This window comes from Afipia dichlorophenoxyacetatis (assembly GCF_055386385.1).
Genome location: NZ_AP029250.1, coordinates 4819353 through 4835295, shown reverse-complemented (window position 1 = coordinate 4835295; position 15943 = coordinate 4819353). Strand labels below are relative to the sequence as shown.

At 57.2% G+C, this 15943-nt stretch carries 15 protein-coding genes; 14 read left to right on the top strand and 1 reads right to left on the bottom strand.

Annotated features, from left to right (window positions below; all coding sequences use genetic code 11):
- Positions 1-82 precede the first annotated feature (82 nt).
- From ACZ5C3_RS22680 to ACZ5C3_RS22640, 9 genes are all read left to right on the top strand, one after another.
- Complete coding sequence (locus ACZ5C3_RS22680; protein WP_464044798.1) at positions 83-1390, top strand: MFS transporter; 1308 nt, start codon at positions 83-85, stop codon at positions 1388-1390.
- Positions 1391-1394: 4 nt separating this feature from the next.
- Entirely contained in the window at positions 1395-2822 is a 1428-nt protein-coding gene (gene sauS, locus ACZ5C3_RS22675; protein ID WP_464033222.1) for an acylating sulfoacetaldehyde dehydrogenase, read from the top strand.
- 10 nt (positions 2823-2832) lie between these two features.
- A complete protein-coding gene (locus ACZ5C3_RS22670; protein ID WP_464033221.1) occupies positions 2833-3960 on the top strand; it encodes a succinate--CoA ligase subunit beta in 1128 nt (375 codons plus the stop codon).
- Positions 3957-4856 carry a succinate--CoA ligase subunit alpha gene (gene sucD, locus ACZ5C3_RS22665; RefSeq protein WP_464033220.1) on the top strand — a complete coding sequence of 300 codons (900 nt, stop codon included), beginning with the start codon at positions 3957-3959 and terminating at the stop codon, positions 4854-4856. The genes ACZ5C3_RS22670 and sucD overlap by 4 nt, the downstream gene beginning before the upstream one ends.
- Before the next feature lie 37 nt (positions 4857-4893).
- A complete protein-coding gene (gene sorA / locus ACZ5C3_RS22660; RefSeq protein WP_464033219.1) occupies positions 4894-6102 on the top strand; it encodes a SorA family sulfite dehydrogenase catalytic subunit in 1209 nt (402 codons plus the stop codon).
- An 11-nt stretch (positions 6103-6113) separates the two neighbouring features.
- Complete coding sequence (gene sorB, locus ACZ5C3_RS22655) at positions 6114-6440, top strand: SorB family sulfite dehydrogenase c-type cytochrome subunit (RefSeq protein ID WP_464033217.1); 327 nt, start codon at positions 6114-6116, stop codon at positions 6438-6440.
- Positions 6441-6658: 218 nt separating this feature from the next.
- Positions 6659-7324: a GntR family transcriptional regulator gene (locus ACZ5C3_RS22650; RefSeq protein ID WP_464033215.1), complete on the top strand. Its 666-nt coding sequence runs from the start codon at positions 6659-6661 to the stop codon at positions 7322-7324.
- Between the two features lie 129 nt (positions 7325-7453).
- Positions 7454-8497 (top strand): C-terminal binding protein, encoded by a 1044-nt coding sequence (locus ACZ5C3_RS22645; protein WP_464033213.1) that lies wholly within the window; start codon positions 7454-7456, stop codon positions 8495-8497.
- A 62-nt stretch (positions 8498-8559) separates the two neighbouring features.
- Positions 8560-9321: an SDR family oxidoreductase gene (locus ACZ5C3_RS22640; RefSeq protein ID WP_464033211.1), complete on the top strand. Its 762-nt coding sequence runs from the start codon at positions 8560-8562 to the stop codon at positions 9319-9321.
- A gap of 39 nt (positions 9322-9360) precedes the next feature.
- Here the strand turns inward: ACZ5C3_RS22640 and ACZ5C3_RS22635 are convergent, their stop codons facing one another.
- Positions 9361-10368 carry an IclR family transcriptional regulator gene (locus tag ACZ5C3_RS22635; protein WP_464033210.1) on the bottom strand — a complete coding sequence of 336 codons (1008 nt, stop codon included), beginning with the start codon at positions 10366-10368 and terminating at the stop codon, positions 9361-9363.
- Positions 10369-10606: 238 nt separating this feature from the next.
- On the opposite strand from ACZ5C3_RS22635, the gene ACZ5C3_RS22630 reads away from it, so the two are divergent.
- The 5 genes from ACZ5C3_RS22630 (at position 10607) to ACZ5C3_RS22610 (ending at position 15935) form a co-directional block, all read left to right on the top strand.
- Complete coding sequence (locus tag ACZ5C3_RS22630; protein WP_464044287.1) at positions 10607-11371, top strand: class II aldolase/adducin family protein; 765 nt, start codon at positions 10607-10609, stop codon at positions 11369-11371.
- Between the two features lie 240 nt (positions 11372-11611).
- Positions 11612-12664, top strand: a complete 1053-nt coding sequence (locus ACZ5C3_RS22625; RefSeq protein WP_464033204.1) for an ABC transporter ATP-binding protein — start codon at positions 11612-11614, stop codon at positions 12662-12664.
- A gap of 20 nt (positions 12665-12684) precedes the next feature.
- On the top strand, positions 12685-14016 hold the full coding sequence (locus ACZ5C3_RS22620; RefSeq protein WP_464038405.1) for an ABC transporter substrate-binding protein: 1332 nt from the start codon (positions 12685-12687) through the stop codon (positions 14014-14016).
- 49 nt (positions 14017-14065) lie between these two features.
- Positions 14066-15022 carry a carbohydrate ABC transporter permease gene (locus ACZ5C3_RS22615; protein ID WP_464033202.1) on the top strand — a complete coding sequence of 319 codons (957 nt, stop codon included), beginning with the start codon at positions 14066-14068 and terminating at the stop codon, positions 15020-15022.
- On the top strand, positions 15015-15935 hold the full coding sequence (locus ACZ5C3_RS22610) for a carbohydrate ABC transporter permease (protein ID WP_464033201.1): 921 nt from the start codon (positions 15015-15017) through the stop codon (positions 15933-15935). The genes ACZ5C3_RS22615 and ACZ5C3_RS22610 overlap by 8 nt, the downstream gene beginning before the upstream one ends.
- The last annotated feature ends 8 nt before the right edge of the window (positions 15936-15943 follow it).

Sequence of the window (15943 nt, the reverse complement as noted above, 5' to 3'; positions counted from 1 at the left end):
GCCAAGTTCGAAGTTGAAATCTGAATTTCGAATTCAAAAGGCAGAGGTACAAATCGGAAACCGTCGCTGGGAGGCGAACATGATGCTCATGCGGAACCAGGCGAGCCGTCTCGTCCTGTTCACTATCTGCCTTATGTATCTTATTTTCTACGTCGACCGCGTCAATCTCTCGACTGCGGCGCCGATCATGCAGAAAGATCTTGGTCTTACTGCAACGCAACTTGGAATCGCCTTCTCGGCTTTCGCTTATCCTTACGCCTTCTTTCAAATCGCAGGTGGGTGGCTTGGAGACCGTCTTGGGCCGCGTGTGACGCTGGTTCTGTGCGCATTGCTCGTTGGGGCTTCGACCATATGGACGGGAATGGTCGGCGGCTTAGCTGCGCTCTTTCTTTCCAGACTTGCCCTTGGCATTGGCGAGGGACCAGCATTCCCGACGGCAACGCGAGCGTTGTCCAACTGGATGCGGCCAGATCAGCGGGCTTTTGCGCAAGGCATTACTCACGCCTTCTCTCGCTTCGGCAATGCGGTGACGCCGCCTCTTATCGCGTTTCTCGTCGTCGCTTTCTCCTGGCGCGTTTCATTTTATGTGCTTGGTGCTGCAAGTTTCCTTTGGGCTGTTCTGTGGTGGTTCTACTTCCGGGATGATCCACGTACGCATTCTCAGATCACGCCGCAGGATCTCGAAGGACTGCCTCCCGCATCTGTCGCTGCTACGCGAAAAGAGGTGCCGTGGGGACCTTTGCTCAAGCGCATCCTGCCGGTCACGCTGACGGATTTCTGCTACGGCTGGATCCTCTGGCTTTACCTCAACTGGCTGCCATCGTTCTTCATGCACGAATTCAACCTGAATCTTAAGAAGTCAGCCTTGTTCGCGGCCGGGGTGTTCTTTGCAGGTGTCATCGGCGACACGGTCGGTGGAATCCTCAGCGATCGCATTCTGCGAAAGACCGGGAATGTCGGGAAGGCGAGAATCTCAGTCATCGTCCTCGGATTTATCGGATCCTTCTGCTTCATGCTCCCGATCGTATTCGTTCACGATCTGACGACGATCGCGATCTGCCTCAGCCTGGCGTTCTTCTTCGCAGAATTGATCGTAGCGCCTATCTGGGCCATTCCGATGGATATTGCTCCGCAATATTCCGGCAGCGCCAGCGGCTTTATGAACTTCGGCTTCGGTATGGCCGGCATCATCTCCCCTGTTGCGTTTGGCTGGGCGATCGATCTCACGGGACGATGGGATGTGCCGTTTATCGCATCACTCGGCGTTCTGTTGCTGGGCGCGATCCTGGCTTTCACGACTAATCCTGGAAAACGCTTTGTCGATGTGAGGGAAAGCCAAACTCCCCTCCCTGACGCAATTCCCGAAATGGCCTTGAACAAGCGGAGCTAATATAATGAGTGCCATCCTTGAAATGGACAATCGACTGTCGAGCGCGGATCTCATCGCGAAGGATCTCATGCGGCGTGCGCGTGCTGCACAGGAGACTTTCGCCAATGCTGATCAGGCACGGGTCGACGAAGCGGTGCGGGCCATCGCCTGGTCGCTCTACAAGCCGGAGCACGCGAAAGAACTCGCGGAGCTTGCGGTCGAAGATACGGGTCTGGGTAATGTTCCCGATAAGATCATCAAGAAGCAGCGCAAGACATTCGGCACGCTTCGCGATCTTCTGCGGGCCAAAACCGTTGGCGAGATCGAGCGCGACGACAAGCGCGGCATCGTGAAGTTCGCCAAGCCGATCGGAGTTGTCGGCGCCATTACGCCGTCAACGAACCCGGGCGCGACCCCCGTCAACAAGACGATGATGGCGATCAAGGGCCGTAATGCCGTGATCATCGCGCCGTCGCCGCTTGGCTATCGCACGACAGCGCTTGCCGTCGAATACATGCGCGAAAGCCTTGAGCAGATTGGGCTGCCGAAGGATCTGGTTCAGATTTTGCCGGCTCCCGTGACTAAGGACACAACCCAAGCGATCATGGAGGCCGTCGATCTCGTGATCGTAACCGGCTCCCAGGACAATGTCCGGCGTGCGTATCACAGCGGTACGCCAGCGATCGGCGTCGGAGCAGGAAACGTCCCCGTCATCATTGATGAGACTGCCGACCTCGCTTCGGCCGCTCAGAAGATCTGTGCATCGAAGACGTTCGATAACGCCACATCGTGTTCCTCGGAGAACGCTGTGGTGATCGTCGAGTCCGTGTATGACGCTGCGATTGAAGCGCTGAAGAAGGCGGGCGGTTACCTCGTCGACGGCACGCAGAAGCAGCGCGTTCAAAGCGAACTCTGGCAGAACGGAAAGCTGAACCGGCATCTCATTGCGCGCGATATGCCGGTGCTGACGAAGGCATTCGGATTGCCCGAGGAGGCCGCAAGCTCGAAATACCTGTTGGTGGAAGAGAGCGGCATCGGAAAAGCATTTCCGCTGTCAGGCGAAAAGCTGGCGCTGGTTCTCACAGTCTACAAGGCTCCGGATTTTGAGGCTGCGACCCAGACGGTGCAAAAGCTTCTCGACTACCAAGGACAGGGTCATTCGATGGGCTTGCATACCACCAACATGGCAAGGGCGCAGAAACTTGCCGAAGACCTGTCGGTCGTCCGCGTTCTGATCAACTTTGCGCACACCTTCGGCAATGGCGGCGGATTCGACAGCGGTCTCGAATTCACGCTGACCATGGGATGCGGCTCTTGGCAGAAGAACAGCATCTCAGAAAACCTGAATTACAAGCACTTCCTCAACATCACACACCTCGTGGTTCCTATTCCAGAAGACAAGCCGTCGGAGGAAGCACTTTTTGGTCCGCACTGGGCCCGGTACGGGAAATAGGATCAGAACAATGAATCTCGAAGAATACGCAGCGAAGCAAAGTGTTCTGGCGTCGGCAGGAGTGCCCATTCCCAATGGCACGGTCTGCCGGAGTCCGGAAGAAGTCTCGGCCGCGGTTGCAAAAATTGGCCCATCCGTGGTCAAGGCGCAGGTGCCGACCGGTAAGCGAGGTAAGTCCGGCGGCATCAAGATGGCGGACACGCCTGAGGATGGCGCCGCGGCTGCACGCCAGATTCTCGGCATGATGATTGGCGGAAGCCGTGTGGAGCGGGTGCTGGTCGAGGAGCGTTGCCCGATCGAGCGCGAGCTCTATGCCGCTGTTCTGATCGATGTGCCGAGCCGGAGCCCTCTTGTCTTGTTCTCCACAGAAGGAGGGATGGACATCGAGGAAGTCGCCGAGCAAAAGCCGGGCGCGATTAGGCGACATGTCGTTGATCTCAAGCAAGGCTTTACGACGTCCCATGCAGCGGAACTTCTTGCCGGTCTCAACCTCGGACCAGCGGCCGTCGATATTGGTGAAACGCTCGTCAAGCTCTATCGCGTGTTTTGCGACAGCGATGCCGAGCTTGTGGAGATCAATCCCCTCGCGCTTCTGAGCAACGGCAAGGTTGTCGCACTCGATTGCAAGTTCAGCCTCGATGACGCGTCGACCGCTCGCCAGCCCGAGCTCGTTAAAGTGGCCCATCCGCCCAAGATGACGGTGCTGGAAGAGCGCGGGCTTGAACACGGGCTGAAGTTTATTCAGCTCGACGGGAATGTCGGCGTTCTGGCCAATGGTGCCGGTCTGACGATGACGACGATGGATGTCATCGATCATCTCGGCGGACGCCCGGCGAACTTCCTTGAAATTGGCGGCGAAGCCTACACCAAGGCCGAGGTTGCACTTGATCTGGTGTTGTCAAATCCCGGCGTCAAAAGCCTTGTCATCAATTTTTGTGGCGCCTTCGCGCGCACCGATGTGATGGCCGATGGCGTGGTTCGCGCTTGGGAGACGCTCAAGCCAAAGGTACCGGCGTTTTTTTCGATCCATGGCACAGGCTCGGATGAAGCGGTCAAGCTCGTCCGCGAACGGCTTGGCATCGAACCTTATGATCTCATGGAAGACGCGGTGAAAGCGGCGATCGAGGCAGCACAATGATTTATCGACGTGGTCAAAAGGTTCTGGTGCAGGGCATCACCGGCAAGCAAGGTACATTCTGGGCCGAAAAGATGATGGAGTGCGGCACCGAGGTCGTCGGTGGTGTCAATCCGAAGCGCGCCGGTGAGACTCATCTTGGCGTACCGATCTTTGGTTCGGCGGTTGAAGCGGCGAAGCAGACACGTTGTGATGTTTCGGTGATCTTCATTCCGCCATCCATGGCACGCGATGCCATTGTCGATGCCATTGATGCGGGTGTTGGCACCATCGTGACCCTGACGGAGCACATTCCGAGCCATGATGTGCTCGACATCTTCGCTCGTGCGCGCGGATCGAAAAGCCGGATCATTGGACCCAACACCGCGGGCATCGTGACCCCTGGGGAAGGGTTTGTCGGGATCATGCCGGGCCACAATCCAAACGTGTTTACGCCCGGCAACGTCGGCGTCATTTCGCGAAGCGGCAGCCTTGGTACGTTGATGTGTCTCAACCTGACGCGCGCTAACCTCGGGCAATCCGCCTTCATCGGGATCGGCGGGGATCCGATGATCGGCACGACGACTCGTGATGCGCTCGAAGAGCTCGATCGAGATGACCGGACGGAGGCCATTGTGTTGGTCGGAGAGATCGGCGGCACTATGGAAGAAGAAGCTGCGGAATATGCCCGCACGATGAAGAAGCCCATCGTGTCCTTCATTGCCGGCCGATCGTCGCCGCCGGACAAGAAGATGGGACACGCCGGCGCGATCGTGACCGGTGGCCGCGGCGGATATGCCTCCAAAAGAGCGGCGCTCGAAAAGGCAGGCGTCAGGGTGGCGAATACGCCGGCCGAGATCACCGCGTTTCTGTCCGACGTGATGATGCCAGCGGTGAGCAAGCGAGCAGCTGCCGGCTAAGAGTGAGCCGATCATTTTGAACTGCAAGGTGACGCGGATGATGAATCGCAGAACGGTGTTAAAGGGTGGCCTCGCTCTCGCAGCAGGAAGTGGGGCCTTCGGTGGATTTTCTTCCGCGGGCTTGGCGGAGACGTTGACGTTGCCGTTCGAGAACGGCGACCGGCCAATCGTCAAATATCCGCAGAAGCGAGCAATGATCGGCCTGACAAGCCGTCCACCTCAGCTTGAAACACCGTTCTCAGTGTTCAACGAGAACATCATCACGCCGAACGATGCCTTCTTCGTGCGTTACCATCTCGCCGACGTGCCGCTCGATATCGATCCGGACAAGTTCGCGGTCGATATCAAGGGTAAGGTCGACAAGCCGATGAAGCTGTCGCTCGCCGACATCAAGAAGATGCCCGCGAACGAGCTTGTCGCGGTCAATCAATGTTCGGGAAATAGTCGCGGCTTTTTTTCACCACGCGTGGCCGGTGGCCAGCTCGGCAATGGCGCCATGGGCAACGCGCGCTGGAAGGGAGTCCCGCTCAAGACTGTTCTCGACAAAGCCGGCGTTCAGGCTGGCGCCAAGCAGGTCGTGTTCGGTGCGATGGATGGTCCGGTCAGTGACCGAACGCCAGACTTTGCCAAGGCGCTCGATCTCGACCATGCAAGAGACGGCGATGTGATGCTGGCCTATGCCATGAACGGAGCGGACCTTCCGGTTCTCAACGGATACCCTCTGCGCCTGATCGTGCCTGGTTATTATGGCACTTACTGGGTCAAGCATCTCAATGAAGTCACCGTCATCGATACGGTGTTCGATGGCTTCTGGATGAAGTCGGCCTATCGGATCCCGGACAATGATTGTAATTGCGTCGAGCCCGGCACCGCGCCGAAGGCAACGATTCCGATCAACAAGTTCACCGTGCGGTCGTTTCTGACTAACCTCGCTGATGGTGCCAAGGTGAAGGCCGGGGCTGAGACGCCATTGAGAGGCATCGCGTTTGACGGCGGAAGTGGCATCAAGGACGTCTCTGTCTCGACCGATGGCGGGCAAACGTGGGTACCGACGCGGCTCGGCAAGGATCTCGGCCGATACTCATTTCGCGAATGGAAGTCGTCGGTCAAATTACCCGCCGGTGCACACGAGGTGAAGGTTCGTGCGACGAGCAATGACGGCAAGACGCAGCCCTTACAGCCGTTGTGGAATCCCGCAGGCTATCTGCGGAATGTTGTCGAGACTTATCGCGTCGTGGCAGCTTGATGGGAGTGATCATGAAGCGACTGGTTATGATTGGTCTCGTGAGCGCGGCAGTTCTCACCGTTGCCGCTTATGCTCCCTTCGTGGCGAGGGCCAAGCCCGTCTCCTACCAGCTTCCTGAGGAGACCGCGGCTTTCAAGCCAGGACCGAATCTGGAGGTTGTCCAGAACAACTGCACGGCGTGTCACTCGGCTGATTACATCAAGACCCAGCCTCAAGGCCCCAAGTTCAAGAAGGATTTCTGGCAGGCTGAAGTCACCAAGATGATCAAGGTCTACGGCGCGCCCATCGAAGAGGCGGATGTCGGAAAGATCGTGGAATACCTTGCCGCGACTTACTGAAGTCGACGCAAGCACGTCTGGGAGCTGGCTGAACCGGCTTGGTGCGGCGCGGAATCAGCCATCGGTTTGAACAGGCCATCGTTCCAAGCATATTATCTACTGAAAAGCGGGCGTTTCCGTCCTTGATGACCGTTGAATGGCTATCAAGAATGTCGGCTCTCGACTGTCATGGCAGGCGATCGACCTGTTGGATTGCCGCCGCTGTTCAGGGCCGGAACATGAAATCGCGGACGTACAGTCCGGTGACACTCCGGACGAATGATCTGGTTGGCATTCTGGAAGAGCAGATTGCGCTGGGTCAGCTGGCGCCTTGTGCTCGGCTGGTCGAAGAGGAGATCGCCAAACGCCATCAGGTGAAGCGATATACGGTGCGGCAGGCGCTTTCTGACCTTGAAGTCATGGGAGTGGTTGTCATCCACCCGAACCGAGGGGCCTCTGTCCGTGATTACACGGTTGAGGAGGTGGAGCAGCTCTACGTTGTTCGCACGCTGATCGAGCAGCGCGCGGCTGAATTGATGCCGCTGCCTGCGGACCGCAAGGTGATCGGCGTGCTGCGGAAAATCCATGGCCGTCATTCAGAGGCAGTGGAGAACGGCGATCTCAGGACGGCGTTTCGCGAAAATCTGCTGTTTCATCGAACCTTCTTTGCACTCTGCGGAAATGTGCCTTTGATCGAACTCATCGATCAGATGGCGCTCAGGACGCATGCGATCCGGTCCTACAGCATCGGCGATCCCGTTTTGTTGAGGCTTCTCCGTGACCAGCACCAGCTCATGATCGACCTGCTTGAGACACGGGACAGGAAGTCGTTGATCAACGTAGTTGTGCAGCACATTCAGCCGGCAAAAGACGCGTATCTGCGGCTGGCACGCCACGCGATTTGATATCAATCTGACTTCAGCGATGCGTTATTTCACGGATTGCAAAGCCACAGCGCAACGCGTTGACCCTACAGCTTGGCTCTCGCTAGCTTCGTTTCGGTATGGGGGGCCGAACGGATCTGGAGAAAAAGAATGGCTAGGTTCAGGGTTGTTACGCCGGCCGGTGCGAGTTTCACCGTGGCCGGCGGCGGCTATGCATTGGAAAGCGAGGCGCTGACGCCGCTCGGCGCGGAGATCATTGAGGCCCCAACCGATGAAGCCGGCTTCATCGCCGCGGCCAAAACTGCGGATGCCATCTATGCCAAGGGCATCCGGATGTCGAAGCAGATCATCGACAGTCTGGAAAACTGCAAGGTCATTACTCTTGGCAGCGTCGGTGTCGACAGTGTCGATGTTAAGGCTGCGACTGCTCGTGGCATTCCTGTCACAAACATTCCAGATACTTTTATTGAGGAAGTCGCCGACCATGCCATGGCGCTGCTACTCGCGGGATTTCGTCGGGTGGTGGTTCAGGACCGGATGGCAAGAGACGGCCGATGGTCCGAGGGCCGCCCGGCGCTCTTGAAAATTCCCCGGTTGGCAGGGCAAACCCTGGGCTTTGTTTCGTTTGGGCGCGTGGCACGCGCCGTTGCCCGGCGCGCGGCACCATTCGGACTCCGCATGGTTGCCTACGATCCATTCATCGAAGAGACGCTGATGTCGGAATATGGCGTCCTGCCGGCGACTCTGTCCGAGGTGCTGTCGCAATCCGATTTTGTCTCGATGCACGCGCCGGCACGGCCCGAGGTTCATCAAATGCTGGGAGAGCAGCATTTCCGCCAGATGAAGCCGAACGCGGTCTTCATCAACACTGGGCGTGGCACGACCGTCGACGAGGAGGCCATGATCAAAGCCTTGCAAGAAGGCTGGATCGCCCACGCGGCCCTGGATGTTCTCTATAAAGAGCCGCCATCGCACAACAATCCCCTGTTGAGCATGGACAATGTCACGCTTTCGGCACACGTGGCCTCCGCATCAGCGCGCTTCGATGAGGCGCGGAAGCGGCGGGTCGGTTATGAACTGTCGTTGGTTCTCTCCGGTCTGTGGCCGATGAGTTGTGTGAATCCGTCAGTCCTGCAAAATACAAACTTGCGTCGGTGGCAGCCAGTCGGCTTGGATCGAGGTCCAAATAGCTGAATCGTGCCGCAGTATCGATCGAGCGGCGGTGAACTTCTTCAAATCGGAATGCCGGGGAGATAATGGCTAAGTTGAATGGACAAGTCGCGTGGGTGACAGGCGCGGGCAGCGGCATCGGGGAAGCCGCTGCGCTGGCATTGGCTGAGGAGGGCGCCATCGTCGTTGTCACGGGACGGCGAAAGGAGCCATTGGATTCGGTGGCCGCCCGTATTCAGGCTAGTGGTGGCACTGTAGCCGTCGAACCGGCGGATCTTACGGATGTGTCTGCGATCGATGGGGTCGTCCAGCGGATTGTTGAGAAGTTCGGCCGCATCGACCTCCTCGTCAACAATGCGGGTGTCAACATTCAGGACCGAAGCTGGACCAAGCTCAGCGCATCGGGGATCGATACCCTTGTTCAGGGCAATCTGACATCGGCATTCAATTGCGCCCGTGCGGTGCTTCCGATTATGCGGGCGCAAGGTGGCGGCCAGATGATTCACACCTCATCCATGTCCGGCCGGAATATCGGTCCCATGGCGGGGCCTGGGTATATTGCGGCCAAGCATGCTGTTGTCGCGATGAGTCACAGCATCAATGTCGAAGAGTGCATGAACAACATTCGCAGCACCGCTTTCTGTCCGGGCGAAGTAAACACGCCAATTCTCAAGAATCGGCCAAACCCGTTGTCAGCGGAAGATCTCGCACGCATGTTACAGCCGGAGCACTGCGGCGACATGATCCGATACATTGCCTGCCTGCCACCGGGCGTCACCATGAACGAGGTGTGGCTGACCCCGACCTGGAATCGCGGCTATGTCGCCGCTCTGGGGCGAAAGCTTTAAGCGAAGGCAAGATATCAGCTGCTTCAGATAGTTATGCTGTTAGCGTCCCGTCACCGCACGGGGCGCTTTTTGCTGGCGGGCAGTGAGGCTGTAGTTGGCAGCGGCTTGCGTGTAGTCCGTAAATTCCTGAGGACTCCAGTCGCTTCCAAGCAGCCCAAGGGTATCTGAAATCTCCTGGGTGGTCGCCAGAAGTTTTGGCAGGCACTCTTTATCCCGGCTGGGCGGCAATCGCTTGCGTGTGCTGGCGATTGCGATTGAAAACCGTACCTGTCCTTTACCGTCGAAGCACGGCGCGGCCAACGCCCGATCGCCCTCGAGAAGTCCTTCGCCATCGCACATGGCCCATCCGCGGGTGCGGACCGTGGCAAGTTCATTCAGAAGCGCGGGAACGTTCTTCACGGTACGGTCCGTATAACTATGCATGCGCCGGCCGCGATAGAGCAGTTCGATTTCCGCGCGCGAGCGCCAGGCAAGAAGCGCCTTTCCAGCCGCGGATGCATGAGCATCGACCATCGCCCCCAGCATTTGCAGTCCGGGTTTGGCGACGCCTGCTTCTGCACAAAAGCGAGCCTCGGCCCCTTCGAGAACCGCCATGCGGATGGTTTCGTTCAATTCCTTGGCAAGGCGGAGCAGACTCATGCGCGCCCGGTTACCGATCCCCTGAACGACGCGATCGGGGGTGCCCAGGCGAAATGCGTTCAAGCTCAACACGTAACGGCGCGTGGCATCGATACGATGGACGAAGCCGCGACTGCAGAGCACGCGCAAGATCCGGTACACCGTGCTGGCGTCCAGGTCGGCCGCGCGCGCAATTTCCGTCAGGGTCAGCGCCTTGTTTGTATTGCCCAGAAGCTCAAGGATTGTCAGCGTTCGTCCAACGGAGCGATTTTGGTGAACAGCCATACAGTTCATGCTCCCGGACTGAGCGACTGTCGCCAAAATTGGGTTCGGCATACAGGCCGCTGCTGCTGTTTCCTCAAGTGCATCTTGCAGTGCACTTTCAACAATATTGTCGACAATAATGCACAGCCCCGTAATCGGTGACAAGTCTCTCTCCGCATCGCGGTGATGCGATGAGAGCGGACCTCCGCGAATGTTGCGACGCACAGCTCCGCTGTTTTCGCACCGTAAAAACGTGAGGCGATTGTGCAGGATTGCTCATGTGTGGGAGCGTTAGCCTGACCTGCATCCATTGATGACGCGTCCGATCGGCAAGCAAGCCGATGCTGCCCGGTCCTGTATGGCGTTGTCTGAGATAAGCAGCGGAATTTCGGAGAGGAAAATCATGTCTATGCCACTGACAAGTCAACAGACCGGAGAAATGAGCCACGCAGAATGGCAAACACGGTGTGATCTCGCCGCGCTGTACCACATCGTCAATTATTTCGGTTGGACGGATTTGCTGCAAACGCACATGTCCGCGCGGGTTCCCGGCGAACCAAATACCTTTCTCATCAATCGACTCGGCGACATGTTCGACGAGATTTGTGCGTCAAATCTCGTCAAGATGGACCTCGATGGAAACGTCATTGGAGACCCCGCACGATTTAACAAGGCGGGCTTCACGATCCACAGCGGCATTTACAAGGCCCGGCCAGATGCGAATTGCATCATGCACACGCATACGCGAGCTGGCGCGGGCATTTCGCTGTTGCGAAATGGTCTTCGGCCGATCAGTCAGGACGCGTTGCAGGTGATCGATGACGTTGTTTATCATGAGTACGGCATCCCTGCGACGCAGGAAGAATGCGATGCGCTGGGAAAGAGCTGCCTGAAAGGCACATCCGTTGTTCTGCTCAACCATGGACTTTTGACTTTCGGTCATACGATCCACGGCGCGTTTGAGCGTCTTTATCTGCTGGAACGCGCATGTGAGGTTGAACTCATTGCGCGGACGCTCAACGAGCCGCCGGTAGTGATTGCTGACCATATTGTGCAGCACGCCGCTGCTCGTATGAAGAAAATGCGCAGTTCGGACGACTTTGGCCTGCTTGATTGGGAGGCGTTGTTGCGCGTGATTAACCGATCAGGCGAAGACTATCGGAGGTAATATTTACCGCGTGATGCGCTGGAGTGTCATGAGAGTTAGCTGTCGTACTCAACGAATTCGATCGATAGGCTTTGCACTCTTTGCGCGGAATGAAAATTTGCGTCGTTCTGGTTCGACGAGCGGGAAGCCACAGATACAATCTCCCGATGTGTCAACAGCCCGCAAAGAGGCTGATGGCCGATCAAAACCACCAACAAGAACAATGGCGGCAGTAAATGTTGCTGCTTCGCGGGAGGGGCGATGGCAAGCGTTGATATCCGAAACGTTCAGAAAGCTTTCGGAACCGTACATGTCCTGCATGGTGTGAACGTCGACATCGAGGACGGCGAGTTTGTCGTGCTCGTCGGTCCGTCGGGATGCGGGAAGTCCACGTTGTTGCGGATGATCGCCGGACTTGAGCGAATTACGAACGGAGAAATCCGTATTGGTCCGCGCGTTGTCAACGATGTCCCGCCCAAAGAGCGGGATATTGCCATGGTGTTCCAGAACTACGCGCTTTATCCCCACATGACCGTGTTTGACAACATGGCCTTTTCATTGACGCTTGCAAGTAGTCCGGCGACTGAGATCAAGACGCAGGTCAACCGCGCGGCGACAATTCTCGGGCTCGGCGACTTGCTTGAGCGTTATCCTCGTCAGCTGTCGGGAGGGCAGCGACAACGCGTTGCGATGGGCCGGGCGATCGTGCGTAACCCGCAGGTGTTTCTGTTCGATGAGCCGCTGTCCAATCTCGATGCAAAGCTACGGGTGCAGATGCGGGCCGAGATCAAGGACCTGCATCAGCGACTGAAGGTCACGACGGTCTATGTCACGCATGATCAGATTGAAGCGATGACGATGGCTGACAAGATCGTGGCGATGAATGGCGGCAACGTCGAGCAGATCGGCTCACCGCTCGAGCTGTACGATCGTCCGGCCAATCTGTTTGTTGCAAGTTTCATCGGGTCGCCAGCCATGAACCTGATCACGGGAGAGGCGATGGGCGGTCAGTTCCGGACGTCCGAAGGAACGATACTGCCCCTCGCTGCCAATATGCCGATACGTCATGCGGTTTATGGAATTCGTCCAGAACACGTTCACCTGCAACCTGACAGCGGAATTGAGGCCAGGGTTCATCTGGTTGAGCCGACGGGTTCCGAGACGCAGGTCACGCTGTACATCGGAAGCACGCCGTTGGTTTGCGCATTCCGCGAGCGGTTTGATCTGCGGCCGGGAGAAACCGTCCGGGTCATGCCGGATTTCACCAAAGCTCATTTGTTCGATGCGGAAAGCGGCAATCGCCTGACCGTCTGACCGGCAATGCCAAGGAGGACATTATGAACGATATTAGCCGTCGTGGCGCCTTGAGCTTGGGATTATCTGCAGCTGCGCTGGTCGCGACCCGCACATCGGCACAGTCATCGATCAAGGTCGCGGACGTTGCCGCACCAGATCTCAAGATCGAGAAGGGGGCTTCTCTTCGCATGTTGCGGCCGGTGCGGTTCGTCCAAGCCGACGAAGATGTCTTCCGCGCCAATGCAAAGCGCTTCACGGACAAGACCGGAGTTGAAATCAAGGTCGACTTCGTTGGATGGGAAGATATCAACCAGCAGACCGCAGTGACTGCCAACAGCGGTGCCGGCCCGGATATCATCATCGGGTTTTCAGACGCACCGCATATCTACGTCGACAAGCTGATCGAACTGACGGAAGTGGCGGACTATCTCGGTAAGCGGTATGGCGGCTGGATGTTCCTGGCCGAGAAGTACGGCAAGCGCCATAAGAGCAACGCGTGGATTGGATTGCCATTCGGCGCGAGTGGCGGCCCGCTGGTTTATCGCAAGTCACTGGTCCAGGCCGCAGGATACTCGTCGGTCCCGAACGATCATGCAGGCTTCCTCGATCTTTGCGAAAAGCTGCACAAGGCGGGCAAGCCTGCAGGTTTTGCGTTGGGGAATGCTGTGGGAGACGGCAACACATTTGCGAGCTGGCTGCTCTGGTCGCACAACGCATCGCTTCTCGATGAAGAGGGATCTGTCATCATCAACAGCCAGGAAACAGTTGCCGCACTTAATTATCTCAAGAAATTGTATCCCACATTGGTCGCCGGTGTGACCTCTTGGAACGATGTCAGCAACAACCGTGCTTACTCGGCGGGCGACTGTTCGATGACTACCAATGGCGTGTCGCTTTATTTCTCGTTGAAGAAGGATCCGGCAACAGCCGCGATCGCGGAGGACACCGACCATCAGAAGGTGCCGCTGGGTCTTGCGAAGTCATCACCAATGGCGGGGCTTACCTTGAATGCCATGGTGTTCAAGCACAGTCCTTACCCCAACGCGGCCAAAGCATTCCTTCAGTTCATGCTTGAACGCGAACAATACGAAACCTGGATCAACGCCAACAGCGGTTATTGGGCTCATCCGCTCACAGCCTATGGCGATTGTGAGGTGTGGTCGGGAGATCCAAAGGTCGCGATCTTCAAGGAGACGATGAACAACAGGTACTGGAACGGCTACAAGGGACCAATATCGGCGGCCAGTGGTGCTGTTGCGGCTGACTACGTGTTGATTCAAATGTGCGCTGCGGTTGCGACCGGTGCAGCCACTCCTGAGGATGCAGCCAAAGAGGCGGAGCGTCGCGCCAAGCGATATTTCCGCCGATGAGTGGGAGCCGCCGACCAGCCTTCAATCAAGTTTGCTTCAGGACACTCATATGTCTCTGACGACAACACTTCCGCGTGGCGCGGGACGCTCAAAACAAGGGCCTCTGGTGAGGCTGTTTGACTATAGGCCGTTCCTCATCCTGGTTTGTCTTGCGCCTGCACTCGGATTGCTGCTGGTCTTTCTGACCTATCCGCTGGGCCTTGGTGTCTGGCTGGCATTCACCGATACCACGATCGGGCGGCGCGGCATCTTTGTCGGGCTTGAGAACTTCCAGTACTTGCTGAGCGATCCGCTGTGGTGGAACGCAGTCTTTTACAGCGTGCTCTATACCGGAATCGCCACCATCGGAAAATTTACTCTTGGATTCTGGCTGGCGCTACTGCTCAACAATCATTTCCCGTTCAAGAGCATCCTGCGCGCCATTGTGCTCTTGCCCTGGATTGTACCAACGGTTCTTTCAGCGCTGGCGTTCTGGTGGATCTATGACCCGCAGTTCTCGATCATCTCGTATCTGCTCGTGGATGTTTTGCACATCCGTACCACCAACATCGATTTTCTGGGCACGCCGTGGCCTGCGCGATTCTCGTTGATCGCAGCGAATATCTGGCGAGGCATTCCGTTCGTCGCGATCTCACTTCTCGCCGGCCTTCAGACAATATCGCCTTCGTTGTACGAGGCTGCGATGCTCGATGGTGCATCGTCGTGGCAGCGTTTCCGCTACATCACGCTTCCCATGATGATGCCGATCCTGGCGATCGTGATGACGTTCTCGATCATCTTCACGTTTACCGACTTCCAACTGGTCTACGCAATCACACGCGGCGGGCCGATCAACTCGACGCATCTGTTGGCAACACTGGCTTTCCAGCGCGGAATTGCCGGCGGTGAACTGGGAGAGGGGGCAGCCATTGCCGTCTCGATGATCCCGTTCCTCGTGTTCGCGACATTGTTCAGCTACTTCGGTCTCGCCCGGCGCAAGTGGCAGCAAGGAGAGGCCAATGACTGATACCGAAGTCCTGGTTCAGCCAGCGAAGGCCGCTCGCGTGATCAATTCTGCGTCCGCGGTGCCGGATACGATGCCGTGGGATACGCGCGCGCGACGCATGGTGATGATCTACCTGCCGCTTGCGTGCTTCGTGATTATCCTGCTGTTTCCATTCTATTGGATGGCGCTGACATCGTTTAAACCGAACGCCGAACTGCTTGACTACAAATCGCATAATCCGTTCTGGATCACTTCTCCGACTCTCGCGCATATCAAGCATCTGTTGTTCAACACGGCCTATCCACACTGGTTGATGACGACAATGTTCGTTGCCGTCGGCGCAACGTTCATCTCGCTGATTTCGAGCACGCTGGCCGCTTACGCGATCGAACGCTTGAGGTTCAAGGGCAGCCCTTATGTGGGGCTCGGAATTTATCTCGCCTATCTTGTTCCGCCGTCGATCTTGTTCATTCCGCTGGCGACAGTGGTGGTTCAGCTCGGATTGTTCGATAGCCCGCTAGCTTTGATCCTGGTCTATCCCACGTTCCTGGTGCCGTTCTGTACGTGGCTTTTGATCGGCTACTTCAAGTCCATCCCTTATGAGCTTGAGGAGTGTGCCTTGGTCGATGGAGCGACCCGTCTGCAGATCCTGCGGCGGATTACTTTGCCGCTGGCTGTTCCTGGCCTGATCTCCGCAGGCATTTTCAGTTTCACGCTGTCCTGGAACGAATTCATCTACGCGCTCGCCTTCATTCAGAGCAGTGCAAACAAGACTGTTCCCGTGGCTATTTTAACCGAACTCGTGTCGGGGGACGTGTATCAGTGGGGTGCGCTGATGGCCGGCTCGCTTCTTGGATCGCTGCCGGTTGCGATCTTCTATTCACTATTCGTCGATTATTACGTCTCGTCTTTGACTGGTGCAGTGAAGGAATAGCCTCAACG